A 19,026-nucleotide genomic window follows, 5' to 3' on the forward strand; every position below is an offset into this window, starting at 1 on the left:
TCTAGCGCCCATGCCACCCGAACGCAAGGAGACGCCGGAAGACCGGTGTCCGCGCGGGAGTCAAGGCGCCGGTGCGCCGTCCTCGGAACCCGGGGCGGCCGGCTCGACTTCCGGGGCCGTGGGCGGGAGCGTCTTCGACCTGGGAACGGGCGACAGCAGGTCATCCAGCACGGAGGAATGGCCCCGAGTGGGCCGCCGCCCCTGCCGTCGGGAGGCCAGGGTGGGGGCGGGAGCTTCCTCGCTCGGCATCTCTTCCAGCCGGACCTTGAGCCGCATCGGCTTGCCCAGCCGGTGGATGCGCAGCCGCACGTCGTGGCCCACGCCCCGGGCCGCCACCTGCCAGCGCAAGGTGTGCGCCCGCCGCACGTTCCGCGTGTCGAGCCCGACGATGACGTCGCCGTGGAGCAGGCCCGCGCGCTCTCCCGGGCCGCCCTCCACCACCTCCGTCACCACCACGCCCTGGCCGAGGCCCAGGTTGAATTGCTCGGCGACCTCGGGCGAGTAGTCCTGCACGCTGATGCCCAGCCAGCCCCGGCGCACGCGGCCGTGGGCCCGCAGCTGCGGAATCACCGTCTTCGCGATGTCGATGGGGATGGCGAAGCCGATGCCCTGGCCCGCCACGTTGACGGCGTTGGCCACCGCCACCACGTCGCCGTGCAAGTCGAGCACGGGGCCCCCGGAGTTGCCCGGGTTGATGGACGCGTCCATCTGCATGTAGTCGAAGTCACCGTCGCGGCCGTTGGGCGTCACGTCGGTGCGGCCCATGTAGCTGACCACGCCCACCGTCACGGAGTGCGACAGGCCGAACGGGTTGCCGATGACGACAATCCAGTCCGCCGAGCGCACGTGCGACGCGGACGCCAGCCGCAGCACCGGCAGCCGGCGCGGGGCTTCAATCTTCAGCAGCGCGCAGTCGGTGCGCGCGTCCTCGCCCACCACGCGCGCGACGTACTCCTCCGCATAGCCGCGAGGGTGCATCACCGAGACGACGACCTCCGACGCGCCCTCCACCACGTGGGCGCTGGTGAGGATGTAGCCGTCGGCGTGGATGATGAAGCCGGAGCCGATGCCCTTCTGCGGCTCCTCGCCCGACACGGCGGCTTCCTCCGTCAGCTGTCGGGTGGTGATGGAGACGACCGACGGCATCGCCTTGCGAGCCACGTCACTCAGCGTGGCCCGCTGGTTGTCCAGCGAACGGTTCTGGGCCTCGAGCCACAGACGTCCGCGACCGCGCCCGGCGGCCTGCGCTGGGGTCGCCAGCGCGCACGCCAGCGCGGTGAGGATGACGACACTCTTGATGAAAGGAGCCCTGCCCATGCCCCGCCTCCGCCCCGACCGACCACCCGACCACCCACGCAACCTAGGGAGGGGAGACCTGTCGCGGAAGCGGACCTGTCGGCCAGGCTACTTCTTCTGCGCGATGATGCGGTTGACCGCTGCCCGGTCCTCCGCGCTGATGCGCTCGCGCGGGGCGGCGGGCGTCGTGCGGGAGACAGCGCCCTTCGCGTCCTCGTAGGCGTCCTCCAGCCCGTCCTTCATCCGGTCCATGGTGTCCGGCTTCACGGTGCGCTTCCAGGTCCGCTCCATGTGCTGCAAGGGCGTGCGGCCGTCCACCTCTCCCGTCGACAGGAAGATGCCGAGCCCCACCGCGCAGACCGTCCAGACGATGAACTTCAAAGCTCCCATGCTCACAGCCTCCTACGTCTTCTTACATCGGACGAAGTGGGGTGGCGAGTTTCCGACCGCGTGTATGTGATCCGCGCTGACAGGGCGACTCCGTGCCCTTAATGTCCGCCGCCTTGCAGCCCGAAGAGCTCTTTCAGGCCGCCCGAGCCAAGGCGGCACAGCTGGACGTGGGGCGTGGAGACGCGGTGGTGGAGCGCGTCCGGGCCGCCGCGTCGTCGTTGTTCAGTCGGATTCCCGAGCCGCCGGTGTATCGCCGCGCGGAGGACCCCTCACGTCAGGCGGCGCAGGCGTTGCTGCCGGAGATGGAGCGGGTGCTGGCGGAGGCGCTGGCGGCGGGGCGCGACCCTTCGATGGCGCCCGCGCTGGATAAACTGGTGGCCGCGCTGCTCGCGCATGGCGAGGCGCTGTGCCACACCGCGAGCGGGCGACTGGAGGCGGCCGAGACGGCCTGGCGACGCGCGCTGGAGCTGGAGCGGGCCGCGCATCCGACGCGGCACCTGGTGACTGCGCCGCCGCGTCCCCCCGCGGTGTTCGACAAGCCGTCGGGGGGCTCGCGGTATGACCCCCGGCCCGCGCCGCAGGCGAGCGTGAAGCTCGTGTGTCCCAACACGGGCTGCAAGCGCGTGGGCGACTACGCCTTCCTGACGAGCCACGCGTACAACCGCTTCGTCTGCCCGGTGTGCGGCACGCCGTTCCTGGCGTACTTTGGCGAGCTGCGAGGGCTGGAGGTGGAGGTCCGCCGCAGCTCGAAGCGCTACTTCTTCACGGTGGACGAGGTGGGCACCACCAACTCCTCGCGCATCGAGTTCGAAGAAGCTGGTGGGCAGGAGTTCCCCGCCGCGCGCAGGGACTTGCTCGCGTTCCTCTACACGGAGGCGCGGGAGCTGAAGGTGGTGGTGAACCTCACCAACCAGCGGCTCATGTGGGTGAGCCCCGCGTCGTCGTGCTTCGTGGCGACGGTGGCGTTTGGCGAGGGCGCGCCGGAGCTGGTGGCCTTCCGAGCGTACCGGGACGACGTTCTGCGGAAGAGCCCGCTCGGGCGAGGGTTCATCCGTGGCTACTATCGCTGGGGTCCGGACGTGGCGCGGTGGGTGTCGCGGAGACCGGTGGCCCGAAGCGGAGTGCGCTGGGTGTTGCGTCAGGTGCATGACCGCCTGACCAGGAGTGGATTCTCGTGACGCAGGAAGGAATCGGCGCGCCGCCGCCCGCGAGGCCGACAGGCGGCGGGACGAAGCTGTTCATGGCCCTGATTGCCGGGCTGGGGTTGGCGGGCGTGGTGTACCTGGGTGTGCTGGAGGCCCGGCGCTCGCAGCTGGTTCCGGATGGCTCGGCCACGCCCTCGTTCGAGCTTCAGCGTCACGAAGGTGGCGTGCTGAAGCTGGAGGACCTCCGGGGCCAGGTGGTGATGCTGGACTTCTGGGCGACGTGGTGTCCGCCGTGTCGCGAGGAGATGCCGGCGCTGGTGAAGCTGGCGAAGGAGTACGAGTCCCAGGGGCTCGTCTTCCTGGCGGCCAGTCGGGATGACGGGGACATGGCGCCCAAGCTGGTGGACAACTTCATGCAGCGCCACCTTCCCGACTTGAAGCCCTACGTGGTGTATGCCGGGGACGACGTGGCGCGGGCCTTCCAGGTCAACGCGCTGCCGACGCTCTACTTCCTGGACCGCGAGGGCAAGGTGACGGACGCGCAGCGAGGTGCCCTGTCCGAGGACGCCCTGCGCCGTCGCATCGAGCGGGCCCTCAAGCAGTAGCGGTGCTCGCGGCCATCGTGACGGAACAACACCGTCGCGAGGCGTGGCCGCCGGGCGCGCCTGCTTCCGGCACCGATGTCCGTGGGGCTGAGAGATGCTCCATCCCACCATCGCGACCCGACAACGCGCATGAGAAAGGCGCCGCTGTCCTCGTGGGGCAGGGGCGCCTCGGTTCTCGTCGGTGAGTGGCCCGACTACTTGCCGGGCGTCGGTGGCGGAGTCGTGGCCGGCTTTGCGTCCGTGGCCGGAGGCTTCGGGGCGGGAGCCGGCGTGGTTGGAGTCGTCGCCGGCTTTGCGTCCGTTGCTGGAGGCTTCGAGGCGGGAGCCGGCGTTGCTGGAGTCGTCGCCGGCTTGGTGTCCGTGGCCGGAGGCGTCGTCGTGCCCGAGGGCTTGCCAGCGGGAGGCTGCTGCCCCGCCGGGACGACGGTCTCCCGACCCTCGGTCTCCACTTCGGAGCGCACGAGCTTGAAGTCGACGCGGCGGTTCTTCGCGCGACCCAGCGCGGTGTCGTTGGTGGCGATGGGCCTGTCGAAGCCGAAGCCCGCGGAGCTCAGTCGCTTGCGGTCGATGCTCTTGGACACCAGGTAGTCGAGCACCGAGCGCGCGCGCTTGTCGGACAGGCCCATGTTGAGCTGCCGCGAGCCCTTGTTGTCCGTGTGGCCTTCGATGAGCACCGGACCCAGCGTGGGGTTCTTCCGGAGCACCGTCGCCACCTCGTCCAGCAGCGGGTAGGAGCGCTTCTGGATGACGGCGGAGCCCGTCTCGAAGAGCACGTTGCCCTTGATGCGGATGCGGTCCGACTCGACGAACACGTACGGCGGAGAGTCGAACGGGCAGCCGTTGTTCTCCGGCGGTCCGAACTGCTCGGGGCAGTCGTCCTCGTTGTCGGGCACCTCGTCGCCGTCGGTGTCCGGGCAGCCGTCGTAGTCCTTGGGGCCGGGCTTGTCCGGGCACTTGTCGAACTCGTCGGTGATGCCGTCGCCGTCGGTGTCCACCTCGGGGCAGCCCTTGCGCTCCTTGAGCCCCTTCACGTCGGGGCAGCTGTCCTCGCCGTCCACCACGCCGTCGCCGTCGTTGTCCGGGTCGGGGCAGCCGTCGCTGTCCTGGAAGCCGTCCTTGTCCTCGGCCTCGTTGGGGCAGCGGTCCCTCACGTCGGGCACGTTGTCGCCATCCGAGTCCTGGAAGCGCTCGTCGTAGCGCAGCCCGAACATCACGCGCAGGGCCTCGCGCCCGTAGCCGCTGGAGAGGTTGAGGCCACGGCCCACGTTCAGCTCCAGCCCCCAGTTGCCCCAGATTTTCGCGCGGGCGCCGACGAGCAGCTCCCACGGCGTCTTGAGCGAGTCGGACTGGTCGAAGTTGAAGGGGCGCACCAGCGGCGTGCCCAGGTGCATCTCCGCCGTGGCCTGCACGTCCGTGAAGCGGCCCAGGTTGGGCAGCTCGCCGATGACGCCAGCGCCGAGCGTCAGCTCGTCGTCCACCAACAGATTCAGGTACTGCGCATGCTTGCGCAGCTTCACGCCCACGTTGCCCACCACGCGGAGGGGGATGGGCAGCACCTCGAAGCGCTGCTCCACCGCGAGGCGCGGCGCGAAGACGAAGCCCCGCTCGCCCGTGAAGCTGTCCGCGTCACCTGTCGGCGCGCGGACCTCCGCGATGAGCGAAAGGCCCACGGGGAACTTCTCGCGGTCCAGCAGGTGGACGCGCGGCACCAGGCGGAGGTCGCCCAGCGTGGTGCGACTCACCCCGGCGGCGCCCGGGAAGTTCGGGGCCCCCAGCACTTCACCCAGCAGGTGGAAGTTGTCGCCCTGGAGAAGGGTGAAGGGCAGGTCGATGCCCAGCTCCAACCGCTCGTGGAGCTGGTAGGCGAAGAGCAGGTGGGCATCGAGCCGGTACGGCAGCAGGTCGGCCAGCTTCTCCTCGCCATCCTTCAGGGCGAGGATGCGCCAGTTGAAGTCGAACAGCAGCGCGCCGCGGAAGCTGCCGACGGGCTCGTTGCTACCAGTGCCCTCCAGCGCGATGCCGCTGTTCTGCGCGGGTGTGGGCTTGACGGGAACGGCGTCGAAGCCTCGGGAGAAGGGGTCGTGTTCCGCGTGGACCGTCGCCGAGGCCAACAGCAGGCTCATCAGGACGAGTCGGACGGCGGAACCGCTCAGGGGCCGCCACCGTGGAGAGTGGCCGGAGCTGGTGCCTCGCATGATGGCAGCTCATACCATCCGGTCCCGAGGGGCGGAAACAAATGACCCACCCCTCGGGCCGAAATACAGCCCTGCGCTACTTCTCCATGAAGGACTGCGCGGGAATGACGGTGATGGCGTCCGGGCTCACGGGGAGCTTGTAGGGGACGATGACCTTGTCCAGGTCCAGCAGCTCCTGGGACTTGTCGGACGCGTAGGTGATGGGCGACGGCTGGCCGGAGCGCAGGGCGTTGGCGAGGCCTTCCGCGTCCTGGGTGACGAAGGCGAAGTTGAGGCCCGTGGGGTGGAGGCGGCGGCGCAGCACCTCCTGCACGGACTGGGGCGTCATCTTCGTGAGCGCCTGGCGGTACTGCTCCAGGAAGTCAGGCGTGCCGTAGAAGAGCGAGTCGATGGCGTAGCCCAGCCGGCGCGGGTCGGTCTGCTCCCAGAGGCGCGAGTAGCCCTGGAGGAAGCCGCGCATCAAGTCGAAGCGCTCCTGGGGGATGGGCTCCTTGACGAGCTGGTCCAGGAAGTACACCGCGCCGCGCGTGGCGAACATCGCGTTGCCGGGCTCCACCGGGCGAATCCACAGGGTGAGGTCCTGCTGGGTGCGCGCGATGTTGGTGCGGTTGTACGTGGTGCCCGGGTCCTCGATGAAGTGCTCGGCGTAGGCGTAGTCGCCGTAGTTGAGGCCGCGCTTCTCGCGCAGCTCGTTGAAGAGCAGGCCGATGGACTGACGGTGTTCGCCCAGGTGGGTGAGCGCGAAGGCCAGCGGGAAGAAGTCCGCGTCACCTCGGCGCACCGGGTTGACGTAGCCCATGCTGACGGCGGTGGAGAGTGTCTGCTTCTGGATGATGACGGCGCGGCCCGACGTGGTGGGCAGGGTGGGAAGCGTCACGCGAGGCGCGCCGGTGGCGGGCAGGGTGCCCAGGCGCGAGAGCAGCGCCTGCTTGAGCGTATCGTCCACTGCTCCCGCGAGGCCGACGACGAGCCGGTCCTGAGTGAAGACGCGCTGGGCGTGGGCCTTCACGTCATCCAGGGTGATGGACTTGAGGCCCTGCACGGTGCCGCCGGTGTAGTGCGCGTAGGGGTGGTCCTTGTAGATGAGCGCATCGAGCGCGACCTTGCCGAGCCCCTCGTCGTTGGCGCTGCGCAGGCTGTTCTCCACGTCGCTGACGGCGTTGGCGCGCAGGCGCTCCAGCTCGGACGTGTCCAGGCGGGGCGCGAGCAGCACGTCGGTGAAGATGTCCAGGTAGCGCGGCAGGAAGTCCTTGTGGACGCGGCCGGAGAAGGTGGTGAACTCCTTGTCCGTGGAGGCCTCCAGCTCGGCGGCCATGGGGAAGAGCGCTTCCAGCAGCTGCGCGGAGGTGAGCTTCTGCGTGCCGCCCTCGGCCATCAGCGAGGCGGTGAGCGCGGTGAGGCCTTCCTTGCCCTTCGGGTCATCGATGGAGCCCGTGTGGAAGACGAGCCGGAAGGTGACGATGGGCGTGTCCGGGCGGGCGAGGACCACCAGCTCCAGCGGCTTGGGCTGCTTCAACGGGGCTGCGGGCACTTCCTTCGGCGCCGCCGGGGTCTTCTCGGCGGCGGGAGGCGTGGCCGGAGTCTCCGTCGCGGGAGGAGGCGTCGTCTCGGGCGCGGACTTCTGCGTGGAGGCGCAACCGGCGAGGGACAAGAGGGCGGTGAGGGACAGCAGGGCCTTGGCGTTCATCACTTCGTCCCTCCGGCGGCATCGACCTTGGGGGTGAGGCTGAGCTGGGTGAGGTTGGTGGCCTTGAGGTGGCGCTTGGTGAAGTCGGAGAGCTGCGCGGGCGTCACCTTGGCCAGGTTCGCGAGCTGGCGCTGGAAGCCATCCGGAGTCCCGAGGATGCCGGCGTACCAGCCGAGCTGGATGCCGACCTCGCGCGGCGTCTGGAGGGCCATCAGGGCGCCGTAGCGCGCGTTGTCCTGGATGGCCTTGACGCGGGCGGCGTCGACCTTGCCGGCGGCCAGGTTGCTGACCTCCTTGAGCAGGGCCAGGCGCACGCGGTCTCGGTCCTTCTCGTCCTTGAGGGTGGCGGTGAGGGTGAAGAGGTGCGGGTCGCGGTGCTCGGAGTAGTCGCTGCCGATGGACTCGACGAGCTGCTTCTCGAGGACGAGCTGCTTGTAGGCGGGGCTGGTGGGGCCGACGAGGTAGGCGACGAGGACCGTCTGGAGGGCGGAGTCGGCGGTGTTGGCGGACGCGGCGGGCGTGTGCCACGCGAGCACCTGGCGCGGCTGCGTGGGCTGGGGCCAGTCGACGTGGGCGGTGCGCGGCTGCGTCTGCGGGGGCTCGGTGGGGACGGTGATGGTGGACGTCTTGCGGTTCCACGGGCCGTAGTGCTCACGCACCAGCTTCATCACCTGGGCGTCATCGAAGTCGCCGACGATGAAGAGCATGGCGTTGTCGGGGGTGTACCAGCGCTCGAAGAAGTCGCGGCTGTACTGGTAGGCCTCCGGCATGGCCTTGATGTCGTCGTAGAAGCCGAGCGTGGTGTGGCGGTACGTGTGCTTGGTGAAGGCGGCGGCGTTGAGCGTCTCCTCCATCTTGAGGTACGGGGCCGCGGCGTTCTTGTGGTACTCGCCGAGCACCGCGAGGGCCTCGGTGCGGAAGGACGGCTCGGAGTACTCAAGGTTGCGGAAGCGGTCCGCCTCGATGTCGATGAGCTGGGGCAGCCCCGCCGTCGGTCCGTACGAGTAGTAGAGGGTGATGTCGTCGGTGGTGAAGGCGTTGTCGTCGAAGCCGAACGTGCCGAGGATGCGCTCGCGCTCGCCTTCGGGGTGACGCTTCGTCCCCTTGAACATCATGTGCTCGAAGAAGTGGGCGAAGCCCGTCTTGCCGGCCTCGACTTCATTGCGTGAGCCGACGCGCACCACGGTGACGTACGCGATGATTCCCTGGGACGGGTAGGGCACGCGCACGACGGTGAGGCCGTTGGGGAGCTTGTCCGTCTGGAGGGTGTACGGGAAGGACTGGGTGGCGGCGCTCTTCTGCGCCAGCGCGGGGAGCGCGGTGCCCAGTACGAGCAGGAGGAGGGGAAGCAGTCGTCTCATTCGGGGTCCTCGTGGCCGCTGGGGAGCGCGAGGGCTGTCCGAGCGGGGAGGCGACCCTACGACGGCGAAGCTGGAGGGGAAGCGACTTCCAGGCCGAGTGTCCGCCTTCGTGCGAGAAGGTGAGGCGGTGGACGCTCAGGAGGATTGACGCGCGGCCGTCAGCGGTTAATGTGAGGAAGACGCGGTCGAAGCGGTGGCCGCAAGAGCAGCAGGCAGTCAGTCAACACCCCGGGGGCGACCCGGTTTCGACGGGGGCATAGAAGTTCGAGACGCGTGCCGAGCTTGTCAGGTAGCTCGTAAATCCAACCCGGCAAAGACACAAAAGCCAACGACAACGTTGAGCTCGCGCTGGCTGCCTAAAAACAGCTGTTAGTGCGCGGTCCCCCCGCTCTCGGCCCGTGGGGTTGGGATCGACCGTCATAATGCGGGCTGGCTGCCAAGGGTGCCTGGGCCCGAGGTGGCGAGATCTTTCCAGGACCGGCTTCAGGAATCCCGTCCGTGGGAGTCCTGAGGACGTAGCAAATCGCGGACTACGCACGTAGGGTCGAAGAACCGAAGGCTTTCGGACGAGGGTTCGATTCCCTCCGCCTCCACAGCAGTGAGAAGCCCAGCAGCCGTGAGGTTGCTGGGCTTTTTCTTTGGCCGTGGAGCTGGGGCACCGCCTCGCGCCAGCGTGAGCGTGACGGCCATCAATACACAGAGATGCCAGCGTCCTCGCTACGCGCGACGAGCGCCATGGCGAGCACGTGAGGGCCCCAAGTCCCTGGAGGCTCGTCAGTGCACCCAGATGAATCTGTTGTTGTTGTAATACGCGCAATAGAGCTCAGTGGTGGAGGCGCCGTCGCAGCAGGGCTGCGTTTCGCCTTCGATGAAGCAACGCTTGCCCACCAGCACGCTGCAAGAAATGTGGCCCGTGCACGCTGGGGAAGACGGGCAGGCGGTGAACACACCGTCGCACGTCACGCCCTGGTAGTCCGTCTGGGAACAGGTGTTGCCGGAGCAGGAGACTGTCTGGCCTCCCGAACACTGCGCCGTACACGTACCAAACTGGGAGACCGTCGAGGACTCGCCGCTCTCTGACACCGCCTCTGGCTCCAGCGCAGGCTCGGAAACCGGACCGCCACAGCCCAGCAGAGAGAGGCTGAGCAACACCGCCGTCACAGCAAGAGAGTGCTTCATGAGTGGCCTCGTCGGGTGAGTGGAACAGAAGCCAGTCTATTGCAATGACAAGATGAATGCATCTGCCTGCGTCTCCCCATGGTATGTCCATGACCTGACGAGAGAAGCTGCTGTCCTGCGGGTGCGCTTCGCGGACACCCCAACTCCAACCACTCCGGACGCGTGCGAAGCCTCGTGCTGCCCGGTTCCCAGGAGCCTGTCTCGGTATGACCCCGCTCACGCCCCCACCCCCCGACGTGATTCGCGAGGAGGCCCTCCGCCTGCGGGCGCTGCTGGAGCGTTTCCGGCCGAGCTATGGCCCCATGCGACGCGACGTCCCCCTGGGGCCGGAGGAGTCCGCTCACCTCCGAGCCTTCTGGGAGGTCATCGGCTGGTCTTCGCTCTTCGCCGACTCGGTCGGAGACCCCGAGCTGGCGCGCGGTCCTGGTCAGGCGGAGCGGTACCTGAAGACGTGGCGCTCACGGGGTGACGGGTTTCAGCTCACGCTCTCGGACCTGCCTCGGCGCTTCCGGCTCGTGGAGACCGACACGGGAGGCGTGGGCTTCTCCATCACCGACGAGTCGGAGCCCGACGTCACCGACCCACCCGTGCTGGGCATCTCCGCGAACGAGGGGACCGTGCGTCCGCGCTTCCCCGGCTACCTGCCCTGTGTGGGCCACGCGCTGGTCTTGCTGGGTGTGGGTGGGTGGTACTCGACGACCGTGGTGTGCAAGCCCGAGGTGGAGACCTTGCCGGGGCTCTCCCGTCCGTTCCCCTTTCTGTCGCCCTCGACGGTGCAACTGGCGGATGCCTTCTGGGTCGTCCCCGAGCGCCCCTTCGCCACCTCGGCTGGAACACGCTTCGCTCATGCGCGCTATGAAGCCCTCATCGAGTGGCTCGCCGCGCGCCACGTGGAGGCGGTGAGCCTCCCGAAATTGCCTGGGACGTCCTGGTCCCTGTCGGTGCCGCTCTCGGAACTGGATGTGGAGGCTCCCGGCCTCACGGTCCTCGAGGGGCTGGAGCCAGGGACGTCCTACCGCGCGGGAGTCTGGGAGGGATGCGAGGTGCTCGTCGCGGGGCGCGCATCGGGAGAGACCTGGCTCGCGGCGCACCCTCGGCATGGACGGAGTCTCCAGCCAGCCCTGAAGGCTCGGGGCTGGTTGCCTTGAGAAAACCCGCCTCTACATCAGCAGCGTGGCTTCGGGCTCCTCCATCCTAAGGGCGGGTGCATCCTCAGCCGCGAATCCCGAGAATCGTCGGAGCAAATGTATTGATTTGCGCGACGTTGTTCGCGCCCTCGTCACCCGTGACGTGCGGCGGGTTCACTTCATCGTCGTAGATGACGTTGGGATTGCTGAAGCGTCCGATGACGGGGACCCTGCGTGGGGGATAGGTGGTGTTGTAGGCCATGATGGTGCGCCAGTGGTCGGCGATGTAGCCGTAGCAGGATGCGCCCATGCGCACCGTGACGGCCTCCCGGTTGTGCTCACACCCAAAGAGGTGACCTATCTCGTGCGCGGGCGCGTGCTCATCCAGGAGCTTGGCGGCTGGCACCACCACGATGGACTCGTCCCAGTGCGTGACGCCAATGCCTCCGCTGATGGGGTCTCCAAGGTTCCCCGCCACGAAGAGGGTGACGTGCGGCAGGTAGCGCTCCCGGAGCGTCAGGCACCTGTCTCGGATGGTCCCGTAGTAGTCATCCATGCCCCTCGGGATGGGCTCCTGCCGGCGGCGCTCGCGCTCCCCTTCGCTCGCCGGCTCTCCCAGCAACGCGTCCCGGTACATTCCGGTGCTGATGAAGGGCGGCGGAGGCGAAAACCGCTCGATGGCCACCAGTCGCCCTCTCACGGTGACGCCACTGAGACGGAACGCCTCGTTCATCTCCTGGATGCAGTCGCGGATGTTCGGAGGCGCCCATCAACAGGTGGTCGACGGGGTGCATCGCCATCAGGCGGTTGAGCAGCGCCTTCTGCTGCGGGCTCGACTTCTTGAGCGGCTTGCCGACCTCCGGCTGCTTCCTGGACTCAAGCAGCGTGGACTTGGGCGTCTCGACAAACAACGCATCCAGGGACGCACTTCGACGACTCCCTGCATACTCAGACATGGTCGGCTCGGGGGAGAAAGGAGGAGCGGTGAGTTGCATGGCAAGGCGCGTGCCATCCACTGCTCCGAGCCAGTCCCGACAGGAGCTCAGAGAGAGACGCCCCCCCGGCGTCCTGACGTAACGCCCGCGCGTCCCGAGGGAACGCCGACTCGCGTGGACCCTGATTGAGCCTCGCCCCCATTGCTTGCAGGGCGGCCACTCGTGGATGTGGGGAAGGGGACTCCGGAGCACCTCCGTCGGTCCGCTCGTCCCCGGTGGTGGAATGCTCGACTCCGGAGACGTCGCGCCGCTGCTCGAAGTTCTTCACGAATCACTCCTCGCTTGGAAACGCATGCTTCAAGGAGGCTCATCAAGTGAGCTGTGATTCGCCTTCACAGGCAGGTGCTCAACCCGCGGAGCCGTACGGCACCTGGGGGCTTGCCAGCGGCGTGAGGGCTCGGGATGGTAGGGCAATGCTCGTCTCGATCCACCTCTATGCATGGCAGGCCGTCATCGTCGGCAATGCGCGGCTCGGCGGACTCGACTTGCGAGCGCTGGTGCTCGACGACCCGTGGGTGGGCGTGGCGAGGAGGGAGCAGGACGTCTTTCGCGGCTTCGAGTTCGATGGGGATTTCGAGCCCTCGTTCTACGCATGGCTGGAGCGCCAGCGGGCGCGAGGCCTGCAAGCGATCCGGACGCTGAGCACCGTCGACCCGGGGGACTGGGCGCTCCACACGCCGCCACCGCGACAGCCCCCGTTGCCGGAGCTCGCCCTCGTCTTCCCGGAGCGCGTCGTCTGGTACCGCTACAAGCACTCGAGCCTCGACCCACGAGGCCTGAGCGGACCCTATGAGGAGTGCTTCGTCGTGGTGCCGGAGGAGTCACGGCCGGCGACGATAAAGCCCCTGGAAGAGACGGAGCGGGCGCTGCTTGCGGCCACCCGAGACTACGTCGCGTTCGTGGAAGCCAGGGCCCGAGCGGATGACGCGACGGACATGTTCTATGCGAAGCAAGGGCGCGCCACGTTGGAGCTCATGGAGGACACGGAGGACTCCTTCCGGGAGCGGCTCATCGCGCTGCGCCAGGAGGAGCTGAAGGAATATCGCCGGCGGGCCAAGCAGGAGCACCCCGTCCAACCGGCGACGCGGGCGATGCGGCCCGTCTTCCTGGAGAATGCCGCGCGCTGGCTGGAGCGGGACGACTACCTGCGGGTCCTGGAGGCCGCGGGCGCGTCGTGGCGGGCGGTGCGGCTGGCGAGGGCCTCGCAGGACGCCATGCCCTTGAACATGGACCACGACCGCAGGTCCCGGGAGGACCTTCCGCCCTTCATCCACGCGCCCGGCTATGTCGCCATCGGCCAGCGCTGGGCCGTCGCGGCGGCGGAGGCCCTGAACGCCGCGTTGAACATGCGCTAGTCCGCGCCGCGCTTCACCGCGCCGGCGGGAAGAGCGTGGCGACGAAGTCGAGGAACACGCGGGTGCGTGAGGGCAGGTGGCGGTCGGGCGGGTGGAGGACGTGGATGGCGCGTGTCTGGGCCGCGTGGGCCGCCAACACCTCGACGAGCGCGCCGGAGGCCAGGTCTCGGCCCACCATGAAGTCGAAGAGCCAGGCGATGCCCAGCCCCAGCAGCGCAGCATCCGCAGCGCGCCTCCGTGGTTGATGTGCAGGCCCGCGTGAGGCTCCACCGGGACGATGGTGCCGCCCTCCCACAAGAGCCAGGGCAGGGGCTTGCCGTCGCGCATGAAGCCGAGGCAGTCGTGGCGCGCGAGGTCCTCGGGCGTCGTCGGAGTGCCACGGCGCTCCATGTAGAGAGGTGACGCGCAGGCCACCAGTCGAGCCTGGGTCAGCTTCCTCGCGACCAGCGTCGAGTCCTCCAGCGGACCCAGTCGCAGGTGGACGTCCGCGCCTCTGGCGACCGGGTCCACCTCCTGGTCTCGGAGCGTCAGGTCCGGGTAGCGCGCGAGGAAGCGGGGCAGCGCGGGGACGAGCGCGGGTGATCGCCGCCGCACTCCACGTCCGGCGGAACGGGCTCAGGCCAGCTCGATGAATGGGAAATGGAGCACGTCCGTGTGAACGAAGACGCGCAGCGCATGGACGTCGCGCATCCTGGACGTTTTCCCGGCGCGAAACTCAAGCACCCGGGCATCTCTCAGGAGGATGCCGCTGTAGCGCTCGTTGTCGCGCTCCAGGGTCATCTGGAAGGTCCCTTCGAGGATATTGAAGGAGGTGCTTCCGGAGTATGCCTTCGTGGGCTGCCGCAGCCGGTAGAGTCTCTCATCAAGGTCAGGCTCCTCGTGCATGGGCTCTCCCTCGCCTGAATCCTGATGCAAGAGTTGGGGCGCGGGCTGCTCCGGGCGCTGCTTTCGCACCAGGAAACCCCGAATGGCGGCTTGAATTGTCGTGACGGCGTCAATTCGTTGGAGCGCGGCACTCGCCCCAGGGTCCTTCCATGAATAGAAGGGCTTTGTCAGCGTTTCGTGGCTGAAATGCGCCTTCATCCTCTCCCACTTGGGCTCGTTCTCAGAGGATGGATGGAACTGGAAGCCGGAGAATGTCGCTGACTCAATGGAGTCGTTCAAGAGCTTGACGAATTCGAGCACCTCGTCGTCGACCGCCTTGGGATAGGTCGCCTTGACTCCTCGGTGGGTGTCGTCCTGCACCAGCACGGCAAGCTGATTGAGCAGCTCTCCACTCGGGTTCCTGCTGGCCTCATACTTGTCGAGCACGCTTTGGGTTCTTTCCTGGAGCTCCGACTCCATGAGGCGCGTAAGCATGTCTGCTCGCGCGCTCGGAGCGACTCCGTAGAACTTGCACATGTCTTCGAGAAGCCCCTCCAGGACAAGCGGGGAGACGGAGGGGTCGGAGAAGATGATGTCGTTCTCGTTCAAAGGGCCCTTGCGATGGCAGACGAAGCCATTCTTGCCCAGGGGAATTCTCTGTGGGTCTGGCAGCTTCGCGGAGCGGCAGTAGCTGCTGGGGCTGACGTCGAAATCGAAGTACGCGCCGCCGTAGTATCGAAGCAGGATGATGCGGAGGATGTCGGAGGCAACCTGGACCAGGGAGAAGGGAGCCCTGTTCTGTCGCTCGAAGTCAATCGCCGCCTTCAGTATGTGAAGCCTGGCTTGATGGTCTTGGCCGAGGGACTTCGCAAGCACCTTGATGTGTTTATCGAAGAAGGCGAAGTAGACAGGCGCGCTTCCGTGGCGCGTCAGCTTGTCGATGGGCTTGATGACGTTGCCGCCTGGGGTCTCGAGCGCCTCAACCTCCCCCCCGTCCGTCATTCCTTGGAAGAGTTTGAAGCAGTCGGGCTCAATCCAAAGGCAGACTCCACCCCAGGTGTCCTTCAGGTAGTGAGCCCAGTCGAGTGCGGCCCTGAGTTTCAATGATGACGGTGGGGTTCCCAGCCAGATGAAGTGGAGGAGAGGCCGGTGCGTGAGCCCAAAGCCGCCGTAGTGGCCCTGATCTTGAAACGGGAAGGGCTTGAGCGGGGCAGGTGGATTCAGAAAGACCTCCTTGATGGATGTCTTGAACCCAGGGTTTCGCGTTGGGACGTCGGGCTGTAGTTGGAAGTCCGGCCGATAGATGGTGTCTGATTTGTGGTAGGCCGGGCCAATCTTCCTGTAGACGCGGCTACACTTGGGGCAGTACTTCTTCAGCCCACCGCCGACCAAGGGGCATTTGCAATCGACGCAGTTCATGGGCAAGCGCTCCCGGCAAGAGAAGTGCGGCGGAATGTCCTGGCTGTGAACGGGTATGGCAATTGACATGCCATGCGCGAAGGCCTTGAAATGACAGGGTTGGTCGATGCGGACTTGCGTCCTCGGGGAACGCGGGGCGCGTTCCTGGAGTACGCGACTGGCGTCGCGCCCGGGTCGACGGGGGCCTCTTCGCGACGAGCGATAGAGGCGGCTCGGTCGCGGACTCGACGCTTGGGAACGTGTCGTTACGGGTGGGCGCCTCCCGGGCGTGGTTCATCCCGACACGCGACATCTACCTTGACGCTCACCGGGAGTCTGGTGAGCTGTTCGCGCTCTACCAGCGATGCTCCCACTTCTGGTTGTCACCCCCGTGGCAGGTCCACACGAGCGGCAGCGTCCCGTCGGACGTGCTCCAGGGGTTGTCGAGGCAGAGTCCGCCCGGCCCCCGAATCTCCCCGCGCAGATGGAACTTCTGCGCGGATGAGCCATTGCAGTCCCAGAGCCGGAAGGGGGTGCGGTTGGTGGTATCCCCATCGGCGAGGTCCAGACACTTCCCGCCAAGGCTGCGAATCTCCCCGCCCGGGTTGAACGTCCACCGCTGGTTCGCGCCGCCATGGCAGGCATAGGCCCACACCGGCGTGCCATTCGCGGTGCTCCACGGCACATCCAGACACCGGCCATCCGGCGCGCGGATGAGGCCCGAATCCGTCACCGTCCACTTCTGGTTGGGGCCCCCCCAGCAGTCGAAGAGCCAGGTCCCCGAGCCGTCATACGCATAGGGGACGTCAACGCACTTGCCGGAGATGTGGCGAAGCTCCACGTTCTCCATCCGCCACTGCTGGCTTCCACTCCCCAAGCAGTCGAAGAGCCGGGTCGTCGCGCCGACTGTCGCGGAGGGCGCGTCCAGACACTTGCCCGCGTTGCCGACGAAGGCCAGCCCTTCCCTCCGGAACGTCTGCGCCGAGGAACCGTTGCACGAGTGGAGCTGGAACGGGGTGCCGTTCGCGGTGCCGCCGCCCTGCGCGTCCAGGCACTTGCCGCCCCACGCCTTCAGCTCCCCGGTGGGCCGGTGCGCCCGCCAGAGCCACCCGATGGAGGTGTGGTCCAGATAGATGCCCTGGTTGTGGATGCCATTGTTCGAGTGGTTCAACCCGACCACCTGCAGCGAGTCGTCTTCAATCATCGCGGCACCGCTGCTTCCAGACTCCGTATCGCAGGAGTGGAGGAAGCCGGCGGCGAGAGGAGGGATGTAGCACGTCTGCGACCACTCGAGGTCCCTGCCCTGGGGGTGACTGAAGATGGTTCCAGAGGAGCCGACCGGATTGCCGACACCGCCCGCGTTGGACTGGAACCCCACCGCCGCGGAGGGCGGCGGGCTCACCTCGATGAAGGCGTAGTCCCAGGCGGTCGAGTTCCGCATCGCCAGGATGCGGGTACAGAGCGAGATCAGGTTGGGGCCTGTCCCCGCGCGCTTTCCCCAGGCGACGGTCGTGTTCGCGGGACATGCGATGTTCGACTGTTCGCCGGAGCCCGCGGCGAAACAGTGGCCTGCCGTCATCACCACGCCGTTGCCCAGGTGGGTCGCGGTGCAGGAGCCCCCCGAGGCGAACTGCAACAGGCCGAAGGCATCCAGCAGCGGGCGGTACTTCGCCGGGATGTTCGAGCCATCCGCCGCCACCGGGATGAGGTCATTGCCACCCACGATGATGCCTTCTCGCCGTGACTGCAGGGACGTGTCCTCCCTGACCTCGGACTCCGTGCCACAGCCCACCAGCAGCAAGGCCATCACTCCCGCCATTTGACGCAACATGTCCGTCCCTCTCAATCCCCGAAGCGCTGCCAGGAAAACGGCCGGAGCGCCGGGGCTTCGTGCTGTCAGGAACGCGCACCGTCCCAATCCTTGGCTCCCACGGGTTCTGGAACGGAGTGCCAATGCCGGTGGTGTAGGTCACCGACAGCGGGGGCATGCTCACCACATCCGCATCGAGCGAGGTCCAGGTGCGTGTTTACAGCGTGGGGTTGTTGCTGGGCTGGTGCCGCGGTGTCACCTGGGTTTCGTACCACCCCACTGATTCACGATGACGCAGCGGGTGGGGTGCGGTGTGGAAGTCGCGCCGTCTGGGATTGGCTGTACCTGAGAGGCCTCCTCGCGGTTGCGTCCAGGGGAGGAGGCCTTGGCAATGCTTGCTTTAAGGAGGTTCATCCAGTGAGCCGTGACTCGCCGCACAGGCAGGCGCGCAGCCGGCGGAACCGTACGGCGCGTGGGGACTTGCCAGCGGCGTGAGGGCTCGGGAGGGTAGGGGAATGCTCATTTTGGTCCACCTCTATGCATGGCAGGCCGTCATCGTCGGAAATGCGCGGCTCGGTGGGCTCGACCTGCGGGCGTCGGTGCTCGACGACCCGTGGGTGGGCGCGGCGAGGGGGGAGCGGGATGTCTTTCGCGGCTTTGCATTCGATGGGGATTTCGAGCCCTCGTTCTACGCGTGGCTGGAGCGCCAGCGGGCGCGAGGCCTGCAAGCGATCCGGACGCTGAGCACCGTCGACCCGGGGGACTGGGCGCTCCACACGCCGCCACCGCGACAGCCCCCGTTGCCGGAGCTCGCCCTCGTCTTCCCGGAGCGCGTCGTCTGGTACCGCTACAAGCACTCGAGCCTCGACCCGCGAGGCCTGAGCGGGCCCTATGAGGAGTGCTTCGTCGTGGTGCCGGAGGAGTCACGGCCGGCGACGATAAAACCCCTGGAAGAGGCGGAGCGGGCGCTGCTTGCGGCCACCCGAGACTACGTCGCGTTCGTGGAAGCCAGGGCCCGAGCGGATGACGCGACGGACATGTTCTATGCGAAGCAAGGGCGCGCCACGTTGGAGCTCATGGAGGACACGGAGGACTCCTTCCGGGAGCGGCTCATCGCGCTGCGCCAGGAGGAGCTGAAGGAATATCGCCGGCGGGCCAAGCAGGAGCACCCCGTCCAACCGGCGACGCGGGCGATGCGGCCCGTCTTCCTGGAGAATGCCGCGCGCTGGCTGGAGCGGGACGACTACCTGCGGGTCCTGGAGGCCGCGGGCGCGTCGTGGCGGGCGGTGCGGCTGGCGAGGGCCTCGCAGGATGCCATGCCCTTGAACATGGACCACGACCGCAGGTCCCGGGAGGAACTTCCGCCCTTCATCCACGCGCCCGGCTATGTCGCCATCGGCCAGCGCTGGGCCGTCGCGGCGGCGGAGGCGCTGAACGCCGCGTTGAACACGCGCTAGGCCGCGCCGCGCTTCACCGCGCCGGTGGGAAGCGCGTGGCGACGAAGTCGAGGAACACGCGGATGCGTGAGGGCAGGTAGCGGTCGGGCGGGTGGAGGACGTGGATGACGCGCGTCTGGGCCGCGTGAGCCTTCAACACCTCAACGTCACGAAAGTTTTGGA

Annotated in this window: 15 protein-coding genes, 1 other RNA gene and 1 pseudogene; 6 read left to right on the forward strand and 11 right to left on the reverse strand. The window is 67.6% G+C overall.

Annotation, left to right across the window (positions count from 1 at the left end; genetic code table 11):
- Positions 1-60: 60 nt before the first annotated feature.
- Both ACN469_RS11605 and ACN469_RS11610 read right to left on the reverse strand, forming a co-directional pair.
- Entirely contained in the window at positions 61-1,317 is a 1,257-nt protein-coding gene (locus ACN469_RS11605) for a S1C family serine protease (protein WP_498767131.1), read from the reverse strand.
- Between the two features lie 87 nt (positions 1,318-1,404).
- Positions 1,405-1,686 (reverse strand): hypothetical protein, encoded by a 282-nt coding sequence (locus ACN469_RS11610; protein ID WP_498767133.1) that lies wholly within the window; start codon positions 1,684-1,686, stop codon positions 1,405-1,407.
- Positions 1,687-1,787: 101 nt separating this feature from the next.
- Here ACN469_RS11610 and ACN469_RS11615 point away from each other — a divergent pair, with 101 nt between their 5' ends.
- Positions 1,788-2,864, forward strand: a complete 1,077-nt coding sequence (locus ACN469_RS11615) for a BRcat domain-containing protein (protein WP_498767135.1) — start codon at positions 1,788-1,790, stop codon at positions 2,862-2,864.
- 62 nt (positions 2,865-2,926) lie between these two features.
- Positions 2,927-3,436, forward strand: a complete 510-nt coding sequence (locus ACN469_RS11620) for a TlpA family protein disulfide reductase (protein ID WP_498767299.1) — start codon at positions 2,927-2,929, stop codon at positions 3,434-3,436.
- Between the two features lie 194 nt (positions 3,437-3,630).
- Here ACN469_RS11620 and ACN469_RS11625 read toward each other — a convergent pair whose 3' ends face one another.
- The 3 genes from ACN469_RS11625 to ACN469_RS11635 all read right to left on the reverse strand — a co-directional run bounded on the left by ACN469_RS11625 (position 3,631) and on the right by ACN469_RS11635 (position 8,679).
- A complete protein-coding gene (locus tag ACN469_RS11625; protein ID WP_498767137.1) occupies positions 3,631-5,631 on the reverse strand; it encodes an OmpA family protein in 2,001 nt (666 codons plus the stop codon).
- A 76-nt stretch (positions 5,632-5,707) separates the two neighbouring features.
- Positions 5,708-7,318, reverse strand: a complete 1,611-nt coding sequence (locus ACN469_RS11630) for a M16 family metallopeptidase (protein WP_498767139.1) — start codon at positions 7,316-7,318, stop codon at positions 5,708-5,710.
- Positions 7,318-8,679 carry a M16 family metallopeptidase gene (locus ACN469_RS11635; RefSeq protein WP_498767141.1) on the reverse strand — a complete coding sequence of 454 codons (1,362 nt, stop codon included), beginning with the start codon at positions 8,677-8,679 and terminating at the stop codon, positions 7,318-7,320. Before ACN469_RS11635 ends, ACN469_RS11630 begins: the two co-directional genes overlap by 1 nt.
- Before the next feature lie 230 nt (positions 8,680-8,909).
- On the opposite strand from ACN469_RS11635, the gene ssrA reads away from it, so the two are divergent.
- Positions 8,910-9,275, forward strand: a transfer-messenger RNA (tmRNA) gene (gene ssrA, locus ACN469_RS11640).
- Positions 9,276-9,453: 178 nt separating this feature from the next.
- On the opposite strand, the gene ACN469_RS11645 is transcribed toward ssrA, so the two are convergent.
- Positions 9,454-9,858, reverse strand: coding sequence for a hypothetical protein (locus ACN469_RS11645; protein ID WP_498767143.1), 405 nt, complete (start codon positions 9,856-9,858; stop codon positions 9,454-9,456).
- A gap of 206 nt (positions 9,859-10,064) precedes the next feature.
- Between ACN469_RS11645 and ACN469_RS11650 the strand changes: the two genes are divergently transcribed.
- Positions 10,065-11,006 (forward strand): hypothetical protein, encoded by a 942-nt coding sequence (locus ACN469_RS11650; RefSeq protein WP_498767145.1) that lies wholly within the window; start codon positions 10,065-10,067, stop codon positions 11,004-11,006.
- Between the two features lie 64 nt (positions 11,007-11,070).
- On the opposite strand, the gene ACN469_RS11655 is transcribed toward ACN469_RS11650, so the two are convergent.
- Positions 11,071-11,718 carry a M12 family metallo-peptidase gene (locus ACN469_RS11655; protein ID WP_498767146.1) on the reverse strand — a complete coding sequence of 216 codons (648 nt, stop codon included), beginning with the start codon at positions 11,716-11,718 and terminating at the stop codon, positions 11,071-11,073.
- A 675-nt stretch (positions 11,719-12,393) separates the two neighbouring features.
- On the opposite strand from ACN469_RS11655, the gene ACN469_RS11660 reads away from it, so the two are divergent.
- Positions 12,394-13,335, forward strand: a complete 942-nt coding sequence (locus tag ACN469_RS11660; protein ID WP_498767147.1) for a hypothetical protein — start codon at positions 12,394-12,396, stop codon at positions 13,333-13,335.
- Positions 13,336-13,348: 13 nt separating this feature from the next.
- Here the strand turns inward: ACN469_RS11660 and ACN469_RS11665 are convergent.
- From ACN469_RS11665 to ACN469_RS11675, 3 genes and pseudogenes are all read right to left on the reverse strand, one after another.
- Positions 13,349-13,929, reverse strand: a pseudogene (locus ACN469_RS11665) (substrate binding domain-containing protein).
- Between the two features lie 21 nt (positions 13,930-13,950).
- The gene (locus ACN469_RS11670) at positions 13,951-15,618 is read right to left on the reverse strand and encodes an IQ calmodulin-binding motif-containing protein (RefSeq protein ID WP_498767148.1); all 1,668 of its coding nucleotides are present in this window, start codon (positions 15,616-15,618) and stop codon (positions 13,951-13,953) included.
- Between the two features lie 334 nt (positions 15,619-15,952).
- A complete protein-coding gene (locus ACN469_RS11675; RefSeq protein ID WP_498767149.1) occupies positions 15,953-17,428 on the reverse strand; it encodes a ricin-type beta-trefoil lectin domain protein in 1,476 nt (491 codons plus the stop codon).
- Positions 17,429-17,922: 494 nt separating this feature from the next.
- Here ACN469_RS11675 and ACN469_RS11680 point away from each other — a divergent pair, with 494 nt between their 5' ends.
- The gene (locus ACN469_RS11680; protein ID WP_498767150.1) at positions 17,923-18,864 is read left to right on the forward strand and encodes a hypothetical protein; all 942 of its coding nucleotides are present in this window, start codon (positions 17,923-17,925) and stop codon (positions 18,862-18,864) included.
- A 13-nt stretch (positions 18,865-18,877) separates the two neighbouring features.
- Here the strand turns inward: ACN469_RS11680 and ACN469_RS11685 are convergent, their stop codons facing one another.
- Positions 18,878-19,003 (reverse strand): hypothetical protein, encoded by a 126-nt coding sequence (locus ACN469_RS11685; protein ID WP_498767151.1) that lies wholly within the window; start codon positions 19,001-19,003, stop codon positions 18,878-18,880.
- Positions 19,004-19,026: the final 23 nt, after the last annotated feature.

This window comes from Corallococcus terminator, from assembly GCF_049194865.1.
Classification (GTDB): domain Bacteria; phylum Myxococcota; class Myxococcia; order Myxococcales; family Myxococcaceae; genus Myxococcus; species Myxococcus terminator_A.